At 39.0% G+C, this 23,835-nt stretch carries 17 protein-coding genes and 2 tRNA genes; 11 read left to right on the forward strand and 8 right to left on the reverse strand.

Going from position 1 to position 23,835, the window contains the following annotated elements; genetic code table 11:
- Nucleotide 1 precedes the first annotated feature (1 nt).
- Nucleotides 2–979 (reverse strand): hypothetical protein, encoded by a 978-nt coding sequence (locus AC04QZ_RS19380; protein ID WP_478359094.1) that lies wholly within the window; start codon nt 977–979, stop codon nt 2–4.
- On the reverse strand, nt 976–2,079 hold the full coding sequence (locus AC04QZ_RS19385) for a carboxypeptidase-like regulatory domain-containing protein (protein WP_478359095.1): 1,104 nt from the start codon (nt 2,077–2,079) through the stop codon (nt 976–978). Before AC04QZ_RS19385 ends, AC04QZ_RS19380 begins: the two co-directional genes overlap by 4 nt.
- Nucleotides 2,080–2,386: 307 nt before the next feature.
- On the opposite strand from AC04QZ_RS19385, the gene AC04QZ_RS19390 reads away from it, so the two are divergent.
- Complete coding sequence (locus AC04QZ_RS19390) at nt 2,387–2,878, forward strand: metallophosphoesterase family protein (protein ID WP_478359096.1); 492 nt, start codon at nt 2,387–2,389, stop codon at nt 2,876–2,878.
- A 19-nt stretch (nt 2,879–2,897) separates the two neighbouring features.
- Nucleotides 2,898–3,977, forward strand: coding sequence for a class 1 fructose-bisphosphatase (fbp, locus tag AC04QZ_RS19395; RefSeq protein ID WP_478359097.1), 1,080 nt, complete (start codon nt 2,898–2,900; stop codon nt 3,975–3,977).
- A gap of 6 nt (nt 3,978–3,983) precedes the next feature.
- Here fbp and rnhA read toward each other — a convergent pair whose 3' ends face one another.
- Nucleotides 3,984–4,448 carry a ribonuclease HI gene (gene rnhA, locus AC04QZ_RS19400; RefSeq protein WP_029278406.1) on the reverse strand — a complete coding sequence of 155 codons (465 nt, stop codon included), beginning with the start codon at nt 4,446–4,448 and terminating at the stop codon, nt 3,984–3,986.
- Between the two features lie 176 nt (nt 4,449–4,624).
- On the opposite strand from rnhA, the gene AC04QZ_RS19405 reads away from it, so the two are divergent.
- A tRNA-His gene (locus AC04QZ_RS19405) sits at nt 4,625–4,698 on the forward strand.
- A gap of 556 nt (nt 4,699–5,254) precedes the next feature.
- On the opposite strand, the gene AC04QZ_RS19410 is transcribed toward AC04QZ_RS19405, so the two are convergent.
- Nucleotides 5,255–5,620 carry a response regulator gene (locus AC04QZ_RS19410; RefSeq protein WP_478359098.1) on the reverse strand — a complete coding sequence of 122 codons (366 nt, stop codon included), beginning with the start codon at nt 5,618–5,620 and terminating at the stop codon, nt 5,255–5,257.
- A gap of 15 nt (nt 5,621–5,635) precedes the next feature.
- Entirely contained in the window at nt 5,636–7,165 is a 1,530-nt protein-coding gene (locus AC04QZ_RS19415; protein ID WP_478359099.1) for a sensor histidine kinase, read from the reverse strand.
- Nucleotides 7,166–7,945: 780 nt separating this feature from the next.
- Between AC04QZ_RS19415 and AC04QZ_RS19420 the strand changes: the two genes are divergently transcribed.
- On the forward strand, nt 7,946–9,346 hold the full coding sequence (locus AC04QZ_RS19420; RefSeq protein WP_478359100.1) for an endonuclease/exonuclease/phosphatase family protein: 1,401 nt from the start codon (nt 7,946–7,948) through the stop codon (nt 9,344–9,346).
- Nucleotides 9,347–9,612: 266 nt separating this feature from the next.
- A tRNA-Pro gene (locus tag AC04QZ_RS19425) sits at nt 9,613–9,686 on the forward strand.
- Between the two features lie 98 nt (nt 9,687–9,784).
- Here the strand turns inward: AC04QZ_RS19425 and AC04QZ_RS19430 are convergent.
- Entirely contained in the window at nt 9,785–11,305 is a 1,521-nt protein-coding gene (locus AC04QZ_RS19430; RefSeq protein ID WP_478359101.1) for an ATP-binding protein, read from the reverse strand.
- 520 nt (nt 11,306–11,825) lie between these two features.
- Here AC04QZ_RS19430 and AC04QZ_RS19435 point away from each other — a divergent pair.
- Nucleotides 11,826–12,047: a hypothetical protein gene (locus AC04QZ_RS19435; protein ID WP_086545566.1), complete on the forward strand. Its 222-nt coding sequence runs from the start codon at nt 11,826–11,828 to the stop codon at nt 12,045–12,047.
- Between the two features lie 903 nt (nt 12,048–12,950).
- Here the strand turns inward: AC04QZ_RS19435 and AC04QZ_RS19440 are convergent.
- Nucleotides 12,951–13,361 (reverse strand): acyltransferase family protein, encoded by a 411-nt coding sequence (locus tag AC04QZ_RS19440; RefSeq protein WP_478359102.1) that lies wholly within the window; start codon nt 13,359–13,361, stop codon nt 12,951–12,953.
- A gap of 198 nt (nt 13,362–13,559) precedes the next feature.
- Between AC04QZ_RS19440 and AC04QZ_RS19445 the strand changes: the two genes are divergently transcribed.
- Complete coding sequence (locus AC04QZ_RS19445) at nt 13,560–14,354, forward strand: heparin lyase I family protein (RefSeq protein ID WP_478359103.1); 795 nt, start codon at nt 13,560–13,562, stop codon at nt 14,352–14,354.
- 45 nt (nt 14,355–14,399) lie between these two features.
- Here the strand turns inward: AC04QZ_RS19445 and AC04QZ_RS19450 are convergent, their stop codons facing one another.
- A complete protein-coding gene (locus AC04QZ_RS19450; RefSeq protein WP_145954211.1) occupies nt 14,400–14,738 on the reverse strand; it encodes a DUF7507 domain-containing protein in 339 nt (112 codons plus the stop codon).
- Between the two features lie 398 nt (nt 14,739–15,136).
- Here AC04QZ_RS19450 and AC04QZ_RS19455 point away from each other — a divergent pair, with 398 nt between their 5' ends.
- From AC04QZ_RS19455 to AC04QZ_RS19470, 4 genes are all read left to right on the forward strand, one after another.
- Nucleotides 15,137–17,716, forward strand: a complete 2,580-nt coding sequence (locus AC04QZ_RS19455; protein ID WP_478359104.1) for a glycoside hydrolase family 95 protein — start codon at nt 15,137–15,139, stop codon at nt 17,714–17,716.
- Nucleotides 17,717–18,272: 556 nt separating this feature from the next.
- The gene (locus AC04QZ_RS19460) at nt 18,273–21,395 is read left to right on the forward strand and encodes a SusC/RagA family TonB-linked outer membrane protein (RefSeq protein WP_478359105.1); all 3,123 of its coding nucleotides are present in this window, start codon (nt 18,273–18,275) and stop codon (nt 21,393–21,395) included.
- Nucleotides 21,396–21,403: 8 nt separating this feature from the next.
- A complete protein-coding gene (locus tag AC04QZ_RS19465) occupies nt 21,404–22,963 on the forward strand; it encodes a RagB/SusD family nutrient uptake outer membrane protein (protein ID WP_478359106.1) in 1,560 nt (519 codons plus the stop codon).
- Nucleotides 22,964–23,020: 57 nt separating this feature from the next.
- Nucleotides 23,021–23,806, forward strand: a complete 786-nt coding sequence (locus AC04QZ_RS19470; protein WP_478359107.1) for a hypothetical protein — start codon at nt 23,021–23,023, stop codon at nt 23,804–23,806.
- Nucleotides 23,807–23,835: the final 29 nt, after the last annotated feature.

A 23,835-nucleotide genomic window follows, 5' to 3' on the forward strand; every position in this document is an offset into this window, starting at 1 on the left:
TTTAGTAGGAAACTTCTGCGCTTATGGCCAGGTCTGTAAAATCTGGGGAGAGATTAGCCAGTGGTTCCCATTTGTCGAAGAAGTTTAGTCCATAAACATTAAGCTTTGGCCCTTCATTAGTCGATATTGCGATGAATGGACGATAACTTGTGATATTGAATGTTAGCGATTGGTCATTATAAGTTGTTTTGCTCATATTTTCATCATTTCTGATCCATTCAATTGCAATAAAAAAATCACCTTTTGGTACTTTAATTTTGTACTGTTTAAGGTTAACCGTTATGTTACGGTTATTGAAATTTTTAACTTCAATAATTTCATTACACAAATCTTCTTTGGGTAATCCGGTATTGCTATCAGCTGAGTAGATTCTGAGCTTACACGAGCTTTGTTGCATGGCCAGATACGAGTGCGTTCGGCTGTCTGGATCTCTAGGATTTTCTGAAATCCATTTCTCATTAAAAAATACCAATTGACTCAAACTAACCGAGTTGAGTTGGCCTTCCTCTGAAGCATTAAGTTTTTGAGCCACTTGAAGAAATGCAAAGGGTTCAAGCTGATAGGAAAGGCCTAAATAGTGTTTAGATTCATTTCGCTCAAAAACATTAAGTGTGACGGATTTACTCCGAACCTTTTGTTGTATTTCTTTTGAAATCGAGTTGTTTTTTGGGCTTAGTAAAATCGATTTTTCATTGTTTAGGTTTTTGAGGCAGATTTTTTTTGTGAAATAATTTTGTTTGGTGATATAGAGGGTATCTTGAAGAAAATCATTTTTGATAATTAAGTTAAGTTCGCCATTTTTATCTGTTAAATAAGTGTTTCTATCAAAAGGATTTGAAAACAAAACGTCGGCTACTGTTTTTCCGCTTAAACTATCTATTACATTTAAAGAGAACCTTTCAAGGTGAGTCGTGTCACTTAGCTGTGCATTTGCCTGTATGGTCACAAGAAGTAAAATGAGGATGATACTTAATTTCATTTTTCGTAAAAACTAACAGTTGCTGATAAGGCTAATTCCATTTCATACTGGCTATTTTTAAAAAAGGATAATGGCTGCCATTGATCGCCAATAAGCTTCCATTTTGTAGCTACTTTATCTTTTTTAGCCGGATAGGTTGAGAGTAGTGGTTCATAATTGGTTTTGTAAACAGGCATAAGGCTCATTCTATCTATGTTTTTGTTCAATATTGCAGTTCTGTTAACGAACTCATGGCTCAGTGCAATATTTTCATTAAAAGGAATATAAAGCCACTCTACCATTACATAAAATTTTTGATGGGGAATGAAAATCTGTTTCGTGGCAAGTCCAACTTCAATTAAAGTTGCGTTATTGGTTAATTTAACTTCAATTTTATCTTTGTATAATAGTTTGCCAGGCTTTCCGGTTAAGGTATCTGCATCTAATAAATAAAGATTAAAGCGGGCATCATAGCTCTTTGTCACAATCTTCTCATTGGCAAAATTTGATCTCGCGGTAGCGATCTGCTGTTGACCCACCGTTACCGGATTATAATTTCCACCCCTCATTACGCGGTTGAATGTATTACTTATAGGGCCAGTGTAATAGTCTTTATATACGAACCTTCCAAGAGTTATTTTCTCTATTTTCGCTTTAGCTACTTCCGAAGTAAACAATTTTGCTATTGGAAAGGGTGAGATGTAGGACGATATTTTTTTCCTTACCTGGGGATTGTAGTTGGCTTGAGCGTATTCAAAATAATTGATTGTTACACTTTTTTTCTTGCCGCCCGCAATGTTTACCTCGTTAAGATACAATATGTTTTCGGGTAATATGATTTTACTGTTCTGTTTAAAATCAATGGTGGCAATTTTTTTGCTCTCATAACCTACGCTGCTAAATAACAGTGTGTCATTTAATCCCTTTAACGAAGTAATGCTAAATTGGCCATTTTGATTACTTGCAGTTTCTATATTTTCTGCAATTAGTTTAACCGTAACCAAGGGTAAGCGTTGTTTTTTATCGTCGGTTATTGTACCTCTATAAATAATTTGTCCAAACAGATTTTGGGCAGATAGCGTTATGACAAAAAATAATAATAAGAGGCGTAATAATTTCATAGAGATTAGGACTAAAGTAGTATTTTTTTCTAAAAAAAAATAAAGCATCCTTTTAATGTTCGGTTTTTAATTGGATCGTTGAAGTTTCTTCTTTAAGATTACAATGGTTTAATTTTTTTTCTGACGTTCTGGATAGGTATTGTTCGAATGAAGATGGTAATATTGTACAATTATAGTAACACCTTTTTTATATTAATTAGTTATTATTTTACAGATTTTTTTAAGTGCTGAATAATTTGTTTTAGTGAAAATTGGTCGAAAGATTTTGCTAATCCTGTAAATTACTGGGCACAATTAAGTTTACATAATGAAAAAAATAGGATTAATTTCTGATACCCATGGTTTTTTAGACGATGCGGTTTTTAAACACTTTGATGGTGTAGATGAAATTTGGCATGCCGGAGATTTTGGGCCTCATGTGGCCGAGCCCCTGGCGGCGTTTAAGCCGCTGCGTGGTGTGTTTGGAAATATTGATGATGCTGCAATTAGAGCGGAATTCCCGGAGCAAAATCGATTTAGCTGTGAGGGGGTTGATGTTTGGATGACCCACATTGGCGGATACCCGGGGAGATACTCATCTTCAGTTAAGGCAGAAATGTACACTAACCCTCCAAAATTATTTATTACCGGGCACTCGCATATTTTAAAAGTAATGTTCGATGAAAAAATAAAATGTTTGCATATAAACCCCGGAGCAGCAGGAAAACACGGTTGGCACAAAGTGAGAACCCTCATTAGATTTTGTATAACTGATGAAAATATTCATACCTTAGAGGTTATAGAGTTATCGGGTAGATAATGTAAAATATACACTAAGTATGGTTTGTGGCGTTAAAACATTAGGACAATTTATTATAGAAAAACAAGCAGATTTCCCATATGCTAAAGGAGAACTTTCGAGGTTGTTAAGGGATATTGGTATTGCCGCTAAAATTGTAAACCGCGAAATTAATAAAGCGGGTTTAGTTGATATTTTGGGCGATATGGGAACCACCAATATTCAGGGTGAGGAACAAAAAAAGTTAGATGTTTATGCTGATGAACAATTTATTGCTGCACTAACCAGTGGTGGCGAATGCTGTATTGTTGCTACCGAAGAAGAAGACGAAATCATCCACATCGAATCGCCGGTTTCGCAGAATGCTAAATATATTGTGTGTATTGATCCTCTGGATGGTTCTTCGAATACAGATGTAAACGTAGCTGTAGGGACTATTTTCTCTATTTATCGCAGAAAATCGGTTGATGGTAGGGCGAGCATAACTGATGTGCTGCAAAAAGGCACTGAACAGGTAGCTGCCGGTTACATTATTTATGGCTCATCTACCATGTTGGTTTATACCACTGGGAAGGGGGTTAACGGTTTTACATTAGATCCGTCAATTGGTGAGTTCTGTTTATCGCACCCCCAGATGAAAATACCCGAAACAGGTTATCTATACTCGGTAAACGAAGGTAATTATGTTCATTTCCCTGATGGTGTTAAAAAGTACATCAAATACTGCCAGGTAGAGGATGAAGCGACTAAACGCCCGTACACTTCGCGTTATATTGGTTCGATGGTTGGCGATATCCACCGGAATTTAATTAAAGGCGGTATTTATATTTACCCAACTACTTCGCGCTCGCCTAATGGCAAGTTAAGGTTGTTATACGAATGTAACCCAATGGCTTTTATTATTGAGCAGGCCGGAGGCAAAGCCAGCACAGGTTTTGATCGTATACTCGATATTGAGCCAACAGAACTGCACCAAAGGGTTCCGATTTTTATCGGATCAAAACATATGGTAGAAAAGGCTGAAGAAATGATGCTATTGTATACCGCAAAATCAATTTCAATTGAGCCAACAGTAGAAGCTAAACTGGAAAATTTGAATGTAATTGGTGGAATTGATTAAGATTAACTAAATTTTGCTTCTCTCTACTTCAAAAAAAGTATCTATAGCCAGGTTTTGCTTGTCTTGCGAGGCAAAAACAGCTAAACGGTCGCAACGTTCATTTTCCGGGTGATCGTTGTGGCCTTTAATCCAGATAAATTTAACTTTGTGAAGTTTATACAGTTCCAGAAACCTTAACCATAGGTCTTTGTTTTTCTTATCCTTGAAATTTTTGGTTACCCAGCCGAATACCCATTTCTTCTCCACCGCATCTACTACATATTTCGAATCAGAATAAACTGTTACCTGTTGATTTAAGCTTTTTAATGCTTCCAATCCTTTTATTACAGCCAATAGTTCCATGCGGTTATTTGTGGTCATCCTAAAGCCACCACTTAATTCTTTATAGTGTTGTCCTGCCCTTAAAATTGTTCCCCAGCCACCTGGTCCCGGGTTTCCGCTAGCTGCTCCGTCTGTGTAAATTTCGATCATAAATGTCGTAAAGTTATGTTTTTAGGTTCAAAATAGCTTGTTTTATCTGCTTTTGAATTTTTTTTTCCATTTCAAATAATTGAATGTTAAGGAATTAAAAATTTGTTGTAAAAACTTTGAAAAAAATATTTGCATGGAATATTAAAAGTCGTACTTTTGTGACATCAAAAAACACGGTGGCTGTAGCTCAGTTGGTTAGAGTATTGGTTTGTGGTGCCGAGGGTCGTGGGTTCGAGCCCCATCAGCCACCCTTCACAGGGCAAAGGATTTTTAAAGATCTTTTGCCCTCTTTTTTTGCCTTCTAATCCCTTGTTTATCAGGTAAATACGATTAAACGTTTCCGTCATTTCAGCGGTTTGATGTTGTACATCCTGAAAAATGAATAATTGGTAGTGTTGAGAAATAAATAAGCCATTAGCAGAAATATAGCTAAGCAACTTGCAGAAATTTTATGCTTGCCATTTTAATGTTAGTTTAGAGCTGTGTGTAGTGCTGCGAAATATTGAAGTGAAATTTATCTTCTGCATTGCTAATGCGTATCGCACCTGTCTTCAGATTTTAAATCCCGATTCTTTTTCGTGATATTGAGTGCCAGATATACCTTTCAGATGTGATACGCGGGAAGGTTTTTGCATTTGCCTAAACCTGCCATTGTTTTTGCTTCACAACTCTGTATTCCTAAGATGGTTTACCATTAGCTGAAATTAAAAAATGTACATATTTATGCTTTTAATATTTCCGGATCATTTTAGAACCCTCAAAAAATAACGTTCGAAAGGTTCTTAACCTGTTAAGCCGTTGAGCAATCATTTATCAAGCAGTTTCTCAATCTCTTCCAGCAACACATTAAGATCGAAAGGTTTGGGGACATAGGCATCGGCTCCGCAGCTTTCAGCAATATTTCTGCCATCAGTGCTCGCAGAGTACATTAATACCGGAATTAAAGCAATTTTGCTGTTCTGTCTTAATGACCTCAGGATCTGGTCACCTGATATCTTAGGCATCCAAATATCAAGAAGAATAAGCGCTGGCGACTCCCGTTCGATTGTCCTAAGCGCATTAATACTGTTAGGCTCGATTAGCACCTGGTAGCCTTCATCTTCCAAAAACAGTTCGAGCATTTCCAGTATGCCTAAATCATCATCACAAATCAGAATCTTTTTATCTTTCATATTTTGATCGGACTGCTAATACATCGGTAAGGTAAAGTTGAAGGTAGATCCAACGTTTTTCTGGCTTTCGGCCCATATGGTGCCGCCATGGTTGGTAATAATCTGCTGGCAAAGATAAAGTCCAATTCCCATTCCCGGATAATGTTTGTGTACCTCTCCGACGCGGTAGAAGCGGTCAAAAACCTTAGCTAGTTCATCCTCATTAATGCCCATGCCTTCATCAATTACAGATACCTTGATAAAATCGCTAATGGAAGAAACCTGGACCTGGATTTCCGTGTGATCAGCAGAATATTTGATCGCATTGCTCAACAAATTTGAAACAACCTGAATGAGATGGGATTCATCCCCGTTAAAATTTCTGCCAATTTTTCCCGTAAGGGAAATTTTTCTTGATGGCGTTGCTGCTCTCATACTCTCAACAGTATCAGCCACCATTTTATCAAAGTCGAAATCCTCACGGTGAAGGGTGATGTTACCGGTCTGGATCCTGGATACATCCAGAAGTTCGGACAATAGTTGATTAAGGCGCTGGATATACTTTCCTGTTTTTTCTACCACCGCTTTAAACTTATCACTCGCATTATCAGGCATCAGCCTGTTCATAAGCTGCATATATCCAACAATGGTAGTTAGCGGTGTCTTAAGCTCGTGGCTGGCAATGGAAAGAAAATCATCCTTACGCTGCTGTAGTGCCCGCTGATCTGTAATATCTTCAATTGCAAGCAATATCCAATCCTTATATCTGCCTTCAAGCTCAATGCGGTGGGCATTAAGGAGCATCAGTTTTTTGCCGATATGCGGAAATTCATGTTCAACTTCATAGTCCAGTACCGGATTGTTGGTAGGAAGGATTTCTTCCATCATCTTTTTTAGCTCCGGAATATTCCATTGACCATTACCAAGGTCGTAAAGCAACTTTCCTTTTGTTTCATTCATAGAAACCTTGAAAGTATTGAGGAAATGCTTATTGGCGCTTAAAACCCTATAGTTTTTGTCCATCACGACAAGGCTCTCCCGAATGGTTTCAACGATGCTACTTAAATATTCCTGGCTCTCCCGGTACATTCTGGTTCGTTCTTCAACTTTCCGTTCTGTCTCTTGTTGCACAAGTTCGAGTTCCTGTTGGGACCTCCGCCTGGAAGACACGTCATTCTGTATACCAATAAAATGTGTGATGTTACCATTTTCTCCTTTAACTGGCGATATGTATAGTTCATTATAGAACAATTTGCCCTTTTTGGTGTAATTTCTAATCTCAACCCTACAACTCTCTCCGCTGGCAAGTGCAGTCGAAATTGCCCGGCGCTCAGGCTGCTGGCGATCCCTGCCCTGGAGGAACCTACAGTTATGGCCAATGATCTCGTTTCTTTTATACCCCGTAATATCTTCGAAAGCAGGGTTGCAGTAGATTATCGGATTGTCTGGCAACAGATTATCGGTGATAACAATTCCGGTAACCGACGCATCCAAAACCTTGTAAAGAACTTCAAGATCTAAGGGTGCATTTATTTTTTTTGTATTGATATGATTTTCCTTGCCCAAACTGTTAAAATTTATTTTTGATAAACGGCAGAAGGCCCGATTTGGTTTTTAAAGATTTAAAGTTTTTGATAACTAAAGTGGCAGCTAGTTACAGGGTGGTTAGTTGTTTGATTTTTTTTAAAAAAACTGCTTTGCCAATAATCTGGTTGAAATTAGCTTCATGACTGACGAATTATTTTTGTCATTGTATCAAGCTTCTCGTCATGTCACTTACTTCCTTAATCATATGAAAAACCAGTCTTAATTGTAATACAAATTCATATTAATTTAATAAAAGCTGCTTTTTTAGTACGCCCAGAATGAATTATCAAACGTTTGTGCGATATAGATATCCGTTTGCAATTAACTAAGCAATAAGGTATAAAGAATCTCTGTCTTTTGGAATCAAAATAGATTAAATAACCGTTCAATATATAATTTTAAAACAAACGTTTGCGCTCATTTAATTTTATAAGCTATAATTACTTGTTTGTAACTTAAGGTAGTTCGCATTTCACTTAAATAGTGAGCTGAACTTTGGATAGTACAGCAGCAGGAAAAGGAGAGTGTTGAGGATTGTTTTGAGATCGGGGAATTGCCAGCCAACATCAGGTTAAATAGGGCAATAAAACTAAGGGCAATATTTTTCAATCCTAAACTCAAAACATCTAATGCAAAAACAACCTACTTTTTGTATGTCTTGTTTCCGCCTGGCAGTGCAGCCATATTAAGTAAACTAGTATTTACCAATTCTCACAGATTATAATATCATGATTTTAACCAAATATTAATAAAACAATTATGAAAACCAATTTTCTTACTATCCTCCTTTGCAGCTTCATCTTAATGAGCTGCAAAAAGGACAGCACACCCACCACTGCAAATAGTACTATTGCATTACCTTCCACAATGTTAAAGGCCAGCACCTCCGCGAGCTCAACGCTTAGTTTAAAAGTATTGCAGCTGAATGTGTGGCAGGAGGGGACAAAGGTGTCAGGAGGTTTTAATGGTATTATTGATGCCATTGTACAATCAGGTGCAGATTTAATCACCTTAAGTGAAGTGCGCAATTATAATAATACGAATTTCAGCGCCAGGGTTCTAGCGGCATTAAGTGCGAAAAACTTAACCTTTTATTCTTTTAAAGACAATAATGTAGGAATCATATCCAGATATCCTATCGTATCATTTAAAACAGGGATATATGGAAATGCATTTGATAAGGCGGTTATCAATCTTGATCTCAATACCCAGGTTGCTATCTATTCAGCACATTTGGACTATTTAAATTATGCCTGTTACCTACCCAGAGGCTACGATGGCAATAGTTTTCAAAAAATGAGTCAGCCAGTCACCGACGTAAATGCTATTTTGGCCTCAAATCTGCAATCGAGTAGAGATGAAGAAATCGCAGCTTTTGTGAATGATGCAAAACTGGAAAGGGATAGTGGTAGGATTGTAATATTGGGTGGAGATTTTAACGAACCGTCTCATCTGGATTGGGTGAACGAACAAAAGAATCTTTTTGACCACCGCGGAACTATTGTTCCCTGGCAGAACAGTGTTACTTTATATGCTAAAGGATTTAAGGACTCTTATAGGGTAAGGAATTCCAACCCGGTCACCGCACCTGGCTTTACCTGGGCCGCATTTAATACCAGTGCCAGCCTCTCCTCGCTTGTCTGGGCGCCCGATGCAGATGAAAGGGACCGGATTGATTACATTTATTATGCCGATAATAGTAACAGGGTAAATGTAAGTGAATCTATTGTATTTGGGCCTTCAGGATCAATTGTGCGGGGACAAGGATATGAAGACCCAACCTATACCAATCCTTTCCTGATTCCAACAGGAACATGGCCATCCGATCATAAAGGATTAATTACCACTTTTTCGATTACAAGCATAAAGCCGACAATAAGTTTGAATAAAACAAATTACGCCAATGGCGAAACGATTACCGTAAATTTTGCAAATGGCTCAACTAATGCGAAAGCCTGGGTAGGGATTTATCAAAGTAACAAAGTACCCGGTACCAATTATGCTAATAGCTGGAAATATACCAATGGAATGTCAAGTGGAAGTGTCACACTGAGCCTGCCAGCCAATAGTCCTGCAGGAAGCTATTATGTTGCTTATTTTAAAGATGATGGCTACACAGAAATTGCAACAAGGGTTTCTTTTAATTATACTGGTGGCTAGGTAAGTGCAAAAAGTAACTGCATCAATTTATTATTTCAGAACATATCGATAGAGCCTGATTATTTTTTTTAAATAATCAGGCTCTTTTTTAGCTTTTCCAACCAGTATCCACTCATTACCTTGCCAAAACAAGATTTTATCTTTACTATACCTCTAAAAACTGAAATTAACTTTGTAATTTATTCGGCATGATTTTCAATGGGTTGCAACTTATCGATTGTGATTGTTTTCATCTGCTATTATATTTGCCAGGCATAACTTTTAATCGGGATGTAGCGTAGCCAGGTATCGCGCCAGCATGGGGTGCTGGAGGTCGGAAGTTCGAATCTTCTCATCCCGACAAAAAACAAATGTAATTACTCTCCCGGCTAATCTTATTTCACTTAGGATAAGATAATAGCTGTAATTTTTGCATTAGGGTGTAGCATCATAACCCGTTCACTTTTTGTCTGCCAGCCATTTTAATCCCTCTTCAGCATAAGTAAAAAAAACAATCTCAGCCTGTTTATCGTCGTTTTCGACGCTCTTTTTTGCAGAAAGCTGGCTAAACGCACTTTCTGACAGTATCCATGCGAAAAATTTTAAGCCGGCCAGTTCCATTAGGGGCAACCAGATATTTGCAGCCCAATCTGAGGCTTCTGACCAGGTTCCGGGAACAAGCCTGTTGTCGTTAAACACTTTGCTCCGCTGATTTGCCCTTAAGTATTCGATCATTAAAGTGCCGCCGTGTTTGACAGAATGCATATCCTGGTGTCCTGTCCATTCTACGTGCATCGTATCACTGTCAGCTGGGCAGGATATGGTAATATGTTTATCCTTATAATGGCTCTTGGTGTGTATTTCCAGGCTTACCAGGTAGTTTGAGATCAATGGCAGCTTGAAAGAAAAAACAGATCCTTTACCCAAAGTACTTTCTATCCAGAAACTTCCGCCATGGCGTTTGATAATATCTGCAGAGATATACAGCCCCAGGCCAAGCCCATCAAATCGGGTTGAGGAATTATCTACGCGGTAATACCGTTCAAATAGCTGCTCTAAATCACTCGACTTGATACCAATTCCATAATCAGTTACTGAAACGATAATGTTCCCGTCAGCTATTTTTGCATTGATTTCTACTGTTTTTGAATCCGGGGAGTATTTGACGGCATTGGAAACAAAGTTATGGATCACCTGTTCGAGCCTGAATCGATCTCCATTGAAGGCAGTTTCATCCTGAATCGCTAATTTCAGTTCATGTTTAGGGTACATCTGCCGCATTTCTACTACCACTTCTTTGAGCATGCTGGAAAAATCAAACAGTTCTGAATTCAGAAGCATTTTGCCTGCATTTATTTTGCTCACATCCAACAGATCGCCTATAAGTTTTTCCAATCTGTTGAGTTGTCCTGATGAACGCTCGAGATAACTTTTTACCTTGCCCTCTTCAGCTATTCTCAAAAGGAGCTGATGAAACCCTTTAATGGTGGTTAATGGGGTTTTGAGTTCATGGCTCGCGATAGAAATAAATTCATCCTTTCTGGCCTCATTCATTTTTTGGGTGTGGATATTGGTATTGGTTCCCACCCAGATATCGGGTTTCCCTTTCTGTTTCACCAGTCTTGCAATAACAAGGTGCCAGTAGTACAGGCCGTCGGAGAAAAGTAACCTAAATTCGTTTGTATATTCTTTTCCGCTCTCTAGTGATGCCTTCCAGCGCTGAATACTTGAAAGCAGGTCATCCTGGTGTACAAAGGAGGTCCAGCCCTGCGCTAAGATTGTTTTTGGACTATGGCCAAAATCCCTGCAGATAACATCGTTTACATAATTAATTTCTCCAGCGCTATTCGCTGTCCATACCTGCTGGGGAATGGCGTTGAGCAGTAATGCAGATGATGGCTCTTCCAGGTCAATATCTTTTTCCTCATTAAGGTCTTTCTCAAAATCATCATTACTACCAAGGCTGCTTTCTGAAATCATGTTCAAAGCTATAAAATTGAAAAAGAAACTTCGCTCTTAATTTATGCTCAAATTATAAACTGATTATATCTTTAAGGGCTTTATGCGAATATCAAGTTTCTAAAAACGCTTTTTTAAAATGTTAAGTATTCAGTTTTAGCCTGCAGTATTAAGAGGAGAAAACCTTCAATAGGTAATGAACAGGAGATGGCCTGAAAGGTTTTTTTGTTTTAAATTTATAGCGCATTGAAGTCAACCCTCGAACCAATTGATTTTCAAGTTGAGGATTTCGGCAATCCTCATTCCTGCAAAACCAATATTGGATTTTATCCCTTAAAAAGAATTTTTGAAAATCGGCCTAGTTCGATTAATTCATCCACAAATTGATTTTTATTCAGAACTGCGATTGGACCCTTCACAGAGCAAAGGATTTTTAAAGATCTTTTGCCCTTTTTTTTACTCCCTATTTTTTTTGTTTATCAGGTAAATACGATTAAACGTTTCCGTCATTTCAGCGGTTCGATGAAAACTGAATTTTTCCTTGAACAACCATAAATATCCTTTGGCACCGCAATCTGTTGGTTCAGATATTAAAGACAAGTTGCCCAAACTGCTTAAAAACCGTTCAAAGATCGGAAGGTTTGGCGGAGCGGTTATAAATGCGCTGATAAAGGATGCTTCTTTGACACATGAGCAGATAGCTGAGCAATTGATGCTGCCGGTTAATACAGTAATACGGACGCGTGAAAACCTAGGGATATAATACTTTAAAATATCATCATGGTTATATAAATCAACATTAGAGGCTAGAGCTCCGTTAGTTTTCGGTAATTACAAGGCCCAAAATTTCCAGAAAATTAACTGCTCGAGTTTTTTGTGCAACGGCATTTTGTAAATCATTAAGTTTTTGGCTGGTATTTAAGCAACCCAAAAATACATGCGCGGTTCCAACATCAGCTTAAGGAACGTTTATGATAAAGAATTTTAGGACGAAGCCAATGACAGCTTTGCGTTACTTGGAATATACCTATCTCTTAATTTAAGAATCGGGTATTCTATTAACTTACTAATTACAATTCCTCCAATAAATATGCCTGCAAATCGAATGATAACGAACATAAGGCCGTAGTTATGGATAAAAGGATACTTTACGCTTAAGAAAAATATATGAAACAAGTAGATGGAGTAGGAGTATTTTCCAATATATGCCATAGGTTTTAACAAACTAAGTATCCAGCTATTTTTCATGGTGATTAGATTGATCAGAATGAAAGCAAAGCAGATAGGATTTGTTGTAAAACATAATGTAGAAACTATTATATCCTCATCTAAGTTCCAAATGAAATTAATAAGTAGAAAAGCTACAGATAACAACAGTAATGCTGAATTTAAAATTCTATTATCAATTACTGCAGCAATTGCATTGGGTTTATAAATATTAAAATATGCTAAAGCTGCACCTGCAAAAAGCCCATGTATTCGCAAATGAGTTGGTATGTAATCCCTATAAAAATCATAGTTTTGAAATTCAATGTAATTAAACATCCGGATGCAGAATCCCAGGAGCAATGTGAAAACATAAATCTTCAGGATAATTTTAGGATGAAAAGCTTTATGCGTTTGGAAGAAATAGGCAAACATGCAAATGATCAAATAAAAATGTTCCTCAACATATCGACCAAAGAAATAGATTATTTAATGCTGTATAATTAGCGATGAAAGTTGCTTCATAAAGAAGATTTATGGAAGACTGAGGCTTTCCAAGGTAAGCGCTGTAACAAAATTGGAAGACCAGAAAAAAGTAGAATAAAGGATATATTTTTATGCCTCTCCGGATCAAAAATTTTTTAACGTCAAATTTGCCAGATGCTTTATATTCGTTCAGGACCAGTGAGGTAATTAAAAATCCACTTAAAACGAAAAACAAATCTACTCCAATCCATCCTCCACGCGCTATAGTATTGTAAATCTGGTTTATTATATTGGAATTTGTAAAACCACCTGAATGAAGCATGATAACGAGTGTTATGGCCAAAAACCTTAGGAAATCAATTTGAATATTTCGAAGCATCAACATAAAATAAATGTAATGTTAATAAAAAAGCCTCATTTACATAATGCTCATTCGTGATTTATTTAAAAAAGCTCTAAAATATCTAGGGCGAAAATGATTCTCTTAATATGCTAATCCAGCTGATTAATTGGCCTATGGTGCAGAATAATGAAATGAAATAAGGCGCTAAATTTAGTTATTACTAACCAAAATAATAACCTTATGAGAACTTTTAAACCAGTAATTCTGGCGCTTGCCTGCGCCACCGTATTGCAGTATGGCTGCAAAAAACAATCAACAGCTGAAACGCCGGGAGAAAAAATTGGCAAAGCTGAACAGCAGCAAAACACTACAGCAGGAGGGGTACAGATCATGTCTGTGCTCTTTAATGGTGATGCCTCCAACGGATCGGCTAATGTATGGAAAGACATTAATATTGAAGGTACAGGAACGGTAACTACCGTAAATGATGAAACGGGTACCCTAACCTGGAAATTTCTGAAGCCAGCATCAAGCCACAGGACAGAGGGCCATGGTGCCAAAAATTACGAAGCCCAGGATGGAGATGAAATATATATAGGATGGACCAGTAAGATTTACATGCCAACTACATTAAAAACAGAGGCCATATTCCAATGGAAATCCTATCCAACTGCCGGATCACTACAAAATCATCCCCTGATGCTCAGAACCAAATCGGGGAACCTTGAATTACAGCATTTCGACGACAACCATGTAGCCACGGTTCCATGGTCTACCACACTGGCGGTAAACACCTGGCTTAAATTCGTTATCCGGATGAAAGTATCCAGAGATCCTGCAGTGGGCTATATTGAATTCTGGTATAATGGCGTTAAACAGACACTGGCAAATGGTAGTCAGCGCTTATATTGCAGAACTTTAGATGTCGATTACTGTGATCCGAAGTGGGGCGTATATGGAGGTGATTCTTCACAGGCAACCCATTTTGTTAAAAAAATAAGAATTGGTACATCTTATGCCGATGTAGCACAATAAAATCAACATCAGAAAAGACAAACCGAACAGTTTGTCTTTTCATATTTATTTTATCTCATTCAATCCTGTCAGTTTTTCGGTAATGATTTCTCCTGTAGGTATCTGGCCCGATAGGATTGAAGTATTTCGGATAATCCCTGTCCGTTCATCCTCTAGTGTTAGGAAATAAGTTTTACTTATTGTGTGGCTAAGCCCTGGACTAATGGATATTCCTTCCTTTTGTGGCTCTTCACCTTCTTTATTGATACAGATATTAGTAATGATTGAATCACTAATATTTTCGATTCGGAAATCATATCTGAGCTGATCTCCCTTTTTGAGCTTTCGGCCACTTGGCATGGTGGTAAAACTAGTAACACGGATTAAATTCAGCATTTTAGTCATTATTGATAATCTATTAATGAATAGTGGTTTGGCTTGCGTGGGCTTCTATGAGAAGGTTTAAAAAAGCAATCGGTTTATAAATGGTTCATACAAATTAATCTTAAATAGAATTCCATTTGTCAATCATATTTGCAGAATACTAAACATAATTGGCCTGCTTTAAGCGTAAGCTTGCTGATTGATGTCAATTTTGTTGACTAAATAGATAATTCGGAAGAGTAAAACCTAATGGATTATTACGTAGTTGCAGATTAAATATAAAAGCGGTTTATTTTAAATTTATAATCAGGATTAACAGACCAGGGTATTCTGTTTAAAATCATGGTTTAGCAGATGCCAGCTTTTGTTAAGCTTCGGCAAAATAAACCTACTATAACCAAATATTTATGATATCTCATATGAAGACTCTTAGTCAGAAAAGAATTGTTTTAATCTTTCAGTTAATCATATGTTTTATAGGTCTTGATACTGCAAAGGTTAATGCTCAAAAAACAACTGCCAGGCCCCTAAAGCTGTGGTACGTTCAGCCTGCCCAGGTTTGGGAGGAGGCACTGCCCTTAGGTAATGGGAAAATGGGTGCCATGGTATTCGGCAACGTGCATCGGGAAAGGTTACAGTTAAATGAAAGCACCTTATGGTCTGGTTATCCAGTCCCGGGGAACAATCCGGAAGGACCAAATTTGCTTCCACAAGTTAGGAAAGCATTGTTTGAAGGAGATTACCTGAAAGGAACAGCGCTCTGGAGTAAAATGCAGGGGCCATATTCGGCAAGGTACCTTCCAATGGGCGATTTATTTCTGGAATTTGACCATAAAAATGTCACTTTTACGAACTTCCATCGCGAACTTAATCTTGCTAATGCAGTCTCTCTGCTAAGGTATACCGTAGATGGAATAAAATATACCAGACAATGCTATATGAGCTACCCCGATCAGGTTTTGGTGTTGAAACTAACGGCTAGCAAAGCAAACTCGATCAGTTTTAAGCTTGATTTAACAAGCAAATTAAAATATGTGGTGGCAAGCTCAGGTCAGCAACAACTGATTTTGAATGGTAAAGCACCAAAGTATGTGGCCGCAAGGGAGTATGATCCTCAACAGGTGGTCTACGATGAAAAAGAGGGAATGAATTTTCAGATCAGGGTGAAAGTGGCCAATGTTGGCGGAACCGTAAAAAATACTTCTTCAAATTTAACGGTAAGCAAGGCAACAGAAGTTGTCATCTACTTAACAGCTGCAACAAGTTTCAATGGTTTTAATAAGTCGGCAGGTTTAGCAGGTAAAAATCCTTCGGTACAGACCATGGCCAGCATGAAAAAGGCCATTAAAAAAGGCAATTCGCAGATCTTTAAGGATCATTTGAGCGATTACCAAAAGCTTTTTAATCGGGTAAATTTTGAACTTGGGGATCAGGATTTTAAATTGGATCAACTGCCAACCAATGAACGGTTGTTGCGTTTTAAAAACAATGAGGTTTCTGATCAAAATCTGATGGCACTCTATTATCAGTATGGAAGATACCTGCTGATATCAAGTTCCAGAAAAGGAGGTCAGGCTACAAATCTTCAAGGACTTTGGAATGATCTGGTGCAGCCACCCTGGGGCAGTAACTATACGACCAATATAAATACACAGATGAATTACTGGCTGGCAGAAAATAGCAATCTTACCGAATGTAATGCGCCATTAATTAACCTGATCAAAAACCTTTCAGTTAATGGGGCAGTAACAGCCAGGGTGAATTATAATATCAATAAAGGATGGGTTGCCCATCACAATTCGGATATCTGGGCCAAAACCTCACCGGTTGGTGCTTTTGATAAGGATGAGCGGGAAATGCCCAGAAAAACCGCCTGGCCAATGGCTGGAGCCTGGCTGAGTACACACCTTTTTGAACATTACCTGTATACCAATGATACCTTGTTTTTGAAGAAAACGGGATACCCCTTAATGAAAGGTGCGGCTGAATTTATGTTGGAATGGCTAATAGAAGATCCTAAAAGCGGTTATCTGGTTACTAATCCCTCCACCTCTCCCGAAAATACAGTCAAAATAAAAGGCAAAGAGTATCAATTGAGCATTGCCTCTACGATGGATATGTCAATTATCAGAGAACTTTTCGAACAGTGCATACTGGCGTCGAAAGTTTTGAAGATCGACAGCACATTTACAAAAAGGCTCGAACAGGCCAAAGCCAGGCTATATCCTTATCAGATCGGGCAATATGGACAGCTACAGGAATGGTTTCAGGATTGGGATAACCCTAAAGGCCAGCATAGGCACATTTCTCAACTCTATGGACTTTACCCTGCAAATCAGATCAATGTTTACGGGAACCCTGAACTTTCATCGGCAGCCAGACAGTCTTTATTTCACCGTGGTGATGTGAGTACAGGTTGGTCTATGGCCTGGAAAACGAACTGGTGGGCGAGGTTGCAGGATGGAAATCATGCATATGAGGTGTTGCGCTCGGCATTAAATTATATCGATCCACTTTCGTCAAAAGGACAGATGAGCGGTGGCGGAGCATATCCAAATCTTTTTGATGCACATCCTCCGTTTCAGATCGATGGTAATTTCGGGGCTACCGCCGGGATGACAGAGATGTTGCTGCAGAGCCATTATGGTGAGCTGGTTTTGCTCCCTGCACTGCCGGATGCATGGCCATCGGGTAAAATTGAAGGGATTAAAGCAAGGGGAGATTATAACATCGGGATACAATGGGCGAATGGAAAGCTTAAATCGGCATCCCTTAAAGCAAATAGAACCGGGAAATGTAGCATCAGGACGTTTACCAAAATTAAGATCAAGCATTTGAATGCTGGCTTACGGATGGGTGATCTTAAACATATGGAGGAAACAAAATACCTTAACCATAGCCAAACAGCGCTGCAGCCGCTTAACTTAAAGCAAACTTATCTTTATGAACTTGACGTTCGGAAAGGTGAGACTTATCTGATTACGTCTGATGATCATTAAGATTCTTGATTAGGATATTGAAAGGGACTATAGTTTTTTTATTTTTTAATTTTTAAGCTAATTGCTTATGCTAAGAAATAACATCTGCGCGGAGACCTTATGCCTATAACTGCTGAATTGTATTCTGTCAAATGGTTGATTATTATGCTATTAAATTGCGTAGCATGCTATTATTGATACCGGGTCCGTTTAAAAGCTATTTTGACATCATTATCGTAAACAGATTTTAAATTTTTATTCCCATTCCCAGCTCTATTGCTTTTCTAAACATAGGTGTCGGGTAATAATTATAGGCATTTCGATCAGAAAGCTATTTTCAAAATGTAGAAGCGCTATTGCCAAAATAGTTGATTAGTTCGCCAATTCTTGCATCAACTATTTCTTGTTTTATCCTTTAATTGCATTAACCAAATATAAAACTAAATCGTATGAGTAACAGAAATTACCCAGGGTTTGAGAACCATTGGCGTTACATCAATAACTTGTTGTACGCCACCCATCGGGCCAATCAGCTCGTCTATCCAGTCGACTTTCTACTAACTTTTAATTCAGGGATATGAAAGGAAGATTTACACGATTTTTTCCCGCTGATCTGACTTTGCTGAAGGTAGCGGTATTTGCATGTATGCTAACTTTGACCAGCATTTTTAATGTTTCTGCTCAGGGGCAAACAAAGGTATCAGGAACTGTTAAAGACCGTAGCGGGGCAGGCCTTCCGGGCGTAACGGTAAGGGTGAAAGACCAGACTGGTGGAGTATCTACTGATAACGACGGTAAATTTACCATTTCAGTAGCCCCGAATGCCATTCTGCAGTTTAACATGATCGGTTATAACACTGTTGAAAGGAAAGTTGGCGGCGGAGCAATCAATGTTGTACTGGAAGACGCTTCAAATGCGCTAGATGAGGTGGTTGTAATCGGTTTTGGCGGCAAGGTTAAAAGAAGCGACCTTAGTTCAGCAGTTTCTTCTGTTTCCGCCAAAGATATACAGGAGCGCCAACCTGTAGACTTATTGAATGCCTTACAGGGGAAAGCCTCAGGCGTAACTGTAACCACCGATGGTGGTCCTGGAGGCGAAGGAACCGTTCAGATTAGAGGGGTAACTACCTTAAACGGTGGCGCAGGTCCGCTTTATGTGGTTGATGGCGTAATTACAGACAATGGTAGAAACATCAATCCATTGGATATTGCAGGCATTGAAATCCTGAAGGATGCAGCTTCTGCGTCTATTTATGGTGCACAAGCCGCTAATGGTGTGATTTTGATTACGACAAAAAAAGGGATTGAGGGCAAGCCCAGGGTAGATATACAGTATACACACCTGTTTGGCAAACTGGCACATAAACTCCCGCAGAGTAATTCTGAGGAGGTTAGGGCTTTTAGAAGGTTACAGAACGGAGGATTGATCACGGCAGGCTCGAATACAGATTCATTGAACGTTTCTTTTAATTCAGATAATGATCTTCAGGATTTGTTGCTGGGTAATACCGGTCAGCGAAACCAGGTCAATGCAAGTTTGGCAGGAGCTTCAAAAACTTTTAACTATTATTCGAGCGTAAATTATATCGACGATAAATCTATTGTGATCAACAGTTTTGCGAAATCACTTCAAACCAGATTGAACATTTCTTACCAGGCCTTGCCTAAACTTAAATACACCTCAAATTTTTCGCTTTACTATCAGACCAAAAATGAAATACCCATTGCAAGAACGGTAAATGTTATTTTCGACAGGCCGGCAAACTCGCTGATCTATTATCCGGATGGGGCATTAACGAGTTATATCGCTTCGAAGCGGAATCCAGTGGCCAATGCGATGTATGAGATCAATAAAACCGAAACCTATTCGGCGCAGATCAATAACCAACTGGATTTTGATCTCACCAGGCATATCAAATGGACCACACTTTTTAACCTGGCTTATGAGAATCCACAGTATACTTTTTTTGCACCACGGTATGTAAGTCCAAACCGGAATACAAACAATGGTATAAATGAACTGACCAAAAATTTCAGGTATGAAGCGCAGACCTATTTTAACTATAACCAAAAATTTAAAGACCATACCTTAAGCGCAACATTGGGGGCAAATGCCATCCGTAGAACGCAGAGTGTATTTCATTTGGAGTACCTGAATTCGGCAAGTGAGGAAATTATTGTTACCCTTCCTGCTTATCTGACGGGCTCCAAAACTTATACCACTGGCACAGCCAACACCAATCAGGCTATTTTTGCCAGGGTAAACTATGATTATAAAAGCCGGTATTTTGCCAGTGCAGTATACCGCAATGATGGTTCGTCGCGTTTTGGCCCCGAGAACAAACGCGGATCCTTTTATTCAGGATCGATGGCCTGGCGTTTTTCTGCAGAAAAGTTTATGGATTGGTCCAAGTCATTTCTTGATGATGCCAAAATCCGTGCAAGTTATGGAAGGGTTGGTAACGATCAGATCGAGGATTATGGAGCCATTACCAAAGTACAGTTTGAGGGAAATTACAATGGGATAGGTGGGGCAGCCTATAATACCACGATAGGCAACAGCCTGATTAAATGGGAAACCGGCATCCAGAAAAACCTGGGATTGGATCTTACCTTTTTGAAAGGAAGATTGAACTTCACCGGCGAACTTTATGAGAAGGAATCAAAGGACTTGTTATATCAGCGCCAGCTGGTTAAAGAAACAGGTTTTTCAACGGTTATTGTTAACCTTGGTTCTATTGTTAATAAAGGTATTGAATTCACCGTTTCCGGTACGCCAATATCCAAAAAGAATTTTTCATGGAACATAGATGCGAACATTTATTTCGAGAGGGGTACCATTAAGGAACTTGCAGGCGGCGTTCCGTTTATTGCAGGCAACAAATGGTATGTTCAGGAAGGTGGAAAAATTGGAGACTTTTATGGATGGAAAAACTTAGGGGTTTACCAATGGAACGAATCTAATGCCTATAACGATAGCTGGGATAAACTGACGGTGGTATTGGGCGCTGATAACAAACCTTTGTATGTGAACGGAAAACCACAGTATACTTTCAACGGACAGCCTTATAACGGAACCGTTCATAACCTATACGATCCTTCCGGTAAACTTGTTGGAGGAGATACCGAATGGGCAAATATCAAAAGGGATAGCCTGATTGATGATGGTGACCGCCATGTGATCGGCAATGCCCAACCCAAGTTCAATATCGGTTTTGGCAATACATTTAACTATAAGAGATTTTCACTGAATGTATTATTCAATGCATCTATAGGTGGAGACATTTATAATACCTTGTTGTATAATGCAAACAATCCATCCAATACAGGTCCTGGTAACCCTGATGTGCTGTACAATTCCTGGCAAAAACCTGGAGATATCGCAAAATATCCCTATTATCCAAACAGACCTTCCAGGGGTAATTTAAAAGCTAATGGCAATAGTGCCTACCTGGAAAGCCGTTCTTTTATCAGGCTTGCCAGCATGAGGTTTGCCTATGGTATGGATCCGGCCCTTGCAAAACGGGTGTATCTCAAAGGAGTAACAGCATTTATATATGGCACGAATTTATTAACGTGGACCAACTATAAGGGCTATGATCCTGAATTTAGCACTTCTAACCCCTTAACCCCCGGCGATGATACAGGGAAATATCCCAAAAGAAGAGAACTTGGATTTGGTTTAAACATCAGTTTATAATAAGCAACATGAAAACAATAAAATATACCTGTATTTTTATGCTATTGCTCACATTGGGCAGTTGCAAAAAGTTCCTTACAGAGGCTCCTGTTTCGCAGGTGTCGAGCGATAAATTCTACAAATCAAAATATGATATTGATGCCGCAATGGCGGGCATGTATTCTGCTTTTCAGCTTACTATGGTGGGCGAATCGCAGTTTAACGACCGCTACCACTATTGGGGCGAGTTCAGGTCAGATAATTTCGACCGTTTTCTTTCCTATACCACCACCTACACAACTGAGATAGCACTTAATGCCCTTACCACAGATAATCCCTATGCCGATTGGTCAAGGCTTTATACCGTGATTGCCAGGGCAAACAGCAACATTAAATATATACCAGGGGTACCAGCTTTGGATAATAATGTTACCCAGGCAATTGTTAATGCAAACCTGGCGCAGTCTTATGCCATTAGGGCAATTTCTTATTTTTACCTGGTGAGGGTTTGGGGCGATGCGCCAGTTTGGTTAGAACCCTACGAGGATAGTCAGGTTGCAGCCGAGCGGGAACGGACTAAGGCAGCGCAGATTTTAGACGATGTGATCATCAAGGATTTAAAAACAGCATACGACCTCACCGTTAAAAATCAGAATGCATCGGTCTACTATATGAATGAAGGTGCTATTTGTGCAGCCCTGGCAGATGCGTATATGTGGAAAAAAGATTATACCAATGCTATCCTCTGGATCAATAACCTGTTTAAGGCCAGAAACCCTAAAGGCGCACTGTATACGGGTACATCTGATGCCAACCTGGAGCCAACAGCCAGCTGGAAAAGTATATTTACGGCCCCTGCAGCGAGCGTAGAAACCATATGGTCTATCCACTGGGATTTTGCCACAAACAGTTGTGCCTGCATGCAGATATCTTTTTCGCCCAATAACAGACAGATGCAACTTGATCCGCTTTTATACGCAAGTTACTTTTTGCCTCAAACCCAGCCTGTTCATACCAACGATATCAGGCCTAAACAAACATTAGATGTGTATGCAGTTGCAAATCCTAGCCTTAACAACCGTGATCGTTTCCTGAAATTCTATCCAAGTCCTTCAAACCCGGTTGGTGCAATACCCACTACAGAATTAAACCTATATTACAATCAGAATACAGCTGTTTACCTGCCAATGTACAGGTTATCTGATATTTATCTGCTCTACGCAGAAGCACTTAACGGAAACAATGATCTGCCAAATGCACTTAAATATTTAAATTTTGTGCGGAAAAGGGCCAATGTAGATCAGTATATGGCAACCGATGTTAAGGTAAATGCTAAAGCCGCAATGGAAAATACAATTTTGGAGGAACGTCAATATGAGCTCATCGGCGAAGGCAAACGCTGGTTTGATCTGGTAAGAACAAACAAAGTGAAAGAAATTATGGATCCCGTGTTAAAAGACCGTCAGCTTCGAAACGGTAATACTGACATAGTTGGTTTTACAGATGTGCGACGTTCTTACTGGCCATTAAGCAGGGCAGTAATGAATTCGAATAAAAAACTGGTGCAGAACCCTGGTTACGGTGAGTAATGATTAATTTTTTAAAATTACGCCTGACTAACGTTGCAGGCTTTTAATGATATGGAAATGAAAGTTTTTAAAAATAGAATATTGCCTTCAATCTTATTGATTTTGATGGCGATTAGCCAAAGCGGCTGCGGAAAAATGTTTGGTTTGTACCGTCAGAAGGATTATGATTACGTGAAGAAAACACTTGATCCCAATATCGGTGTATCGGCCCGTAAGTTTTTGGAAGACAGGGCAACCGGTACTGGTATGGCAACCGATGCAAATGATACCGTTTTTAAGTATATGAAACTCGGCCTGGAATATGCAGGCATAGACCTTGCAGAATACGAAAAAAGCGATCGTACCTTTCTTTTTCTGCATAACCTTGGGGTGAGGGTATTACCTACAAAAGTAACCAATGGCGTAACAGTAACAACCAGTAACATACCAACAGCAGGTTTATGGTTCGATTTTCCTATTGTTACCGGCATTAATCCTACTACAGGCCTGCCAATAACGAAACCAGCTACCAAATGGAGCGATTACCCCAAAGAAGATGTCAAAAATTATTTCTTATACCTGATTGGACAGGGCAAGTATAATTTCGATAATCTCAATGCCAATAATATGCCTGTAAAATCAATTCTGCCGGCAAATGCGGTGTTATCCAAATCATCCATGTTGGGTTATGCCAACAACGGTAAGGGCTTTGACGAAAACGGGATCTTTTATCTAAAAATATTGAATAACAGTGACCAGGCGCCAATTGTGCATAACAACAGGACTAATGATCGAAGTGCAGGTTATGTAACCACCAATGGTATTGTCCACGTTTTTGGCGCATCGCTGGCCCCCTCACTGTAATTTCATCTAACAAACCGGGTATATATCAA

This window comes from Pedobacter folensis (genome assembly GCF_056490665.1).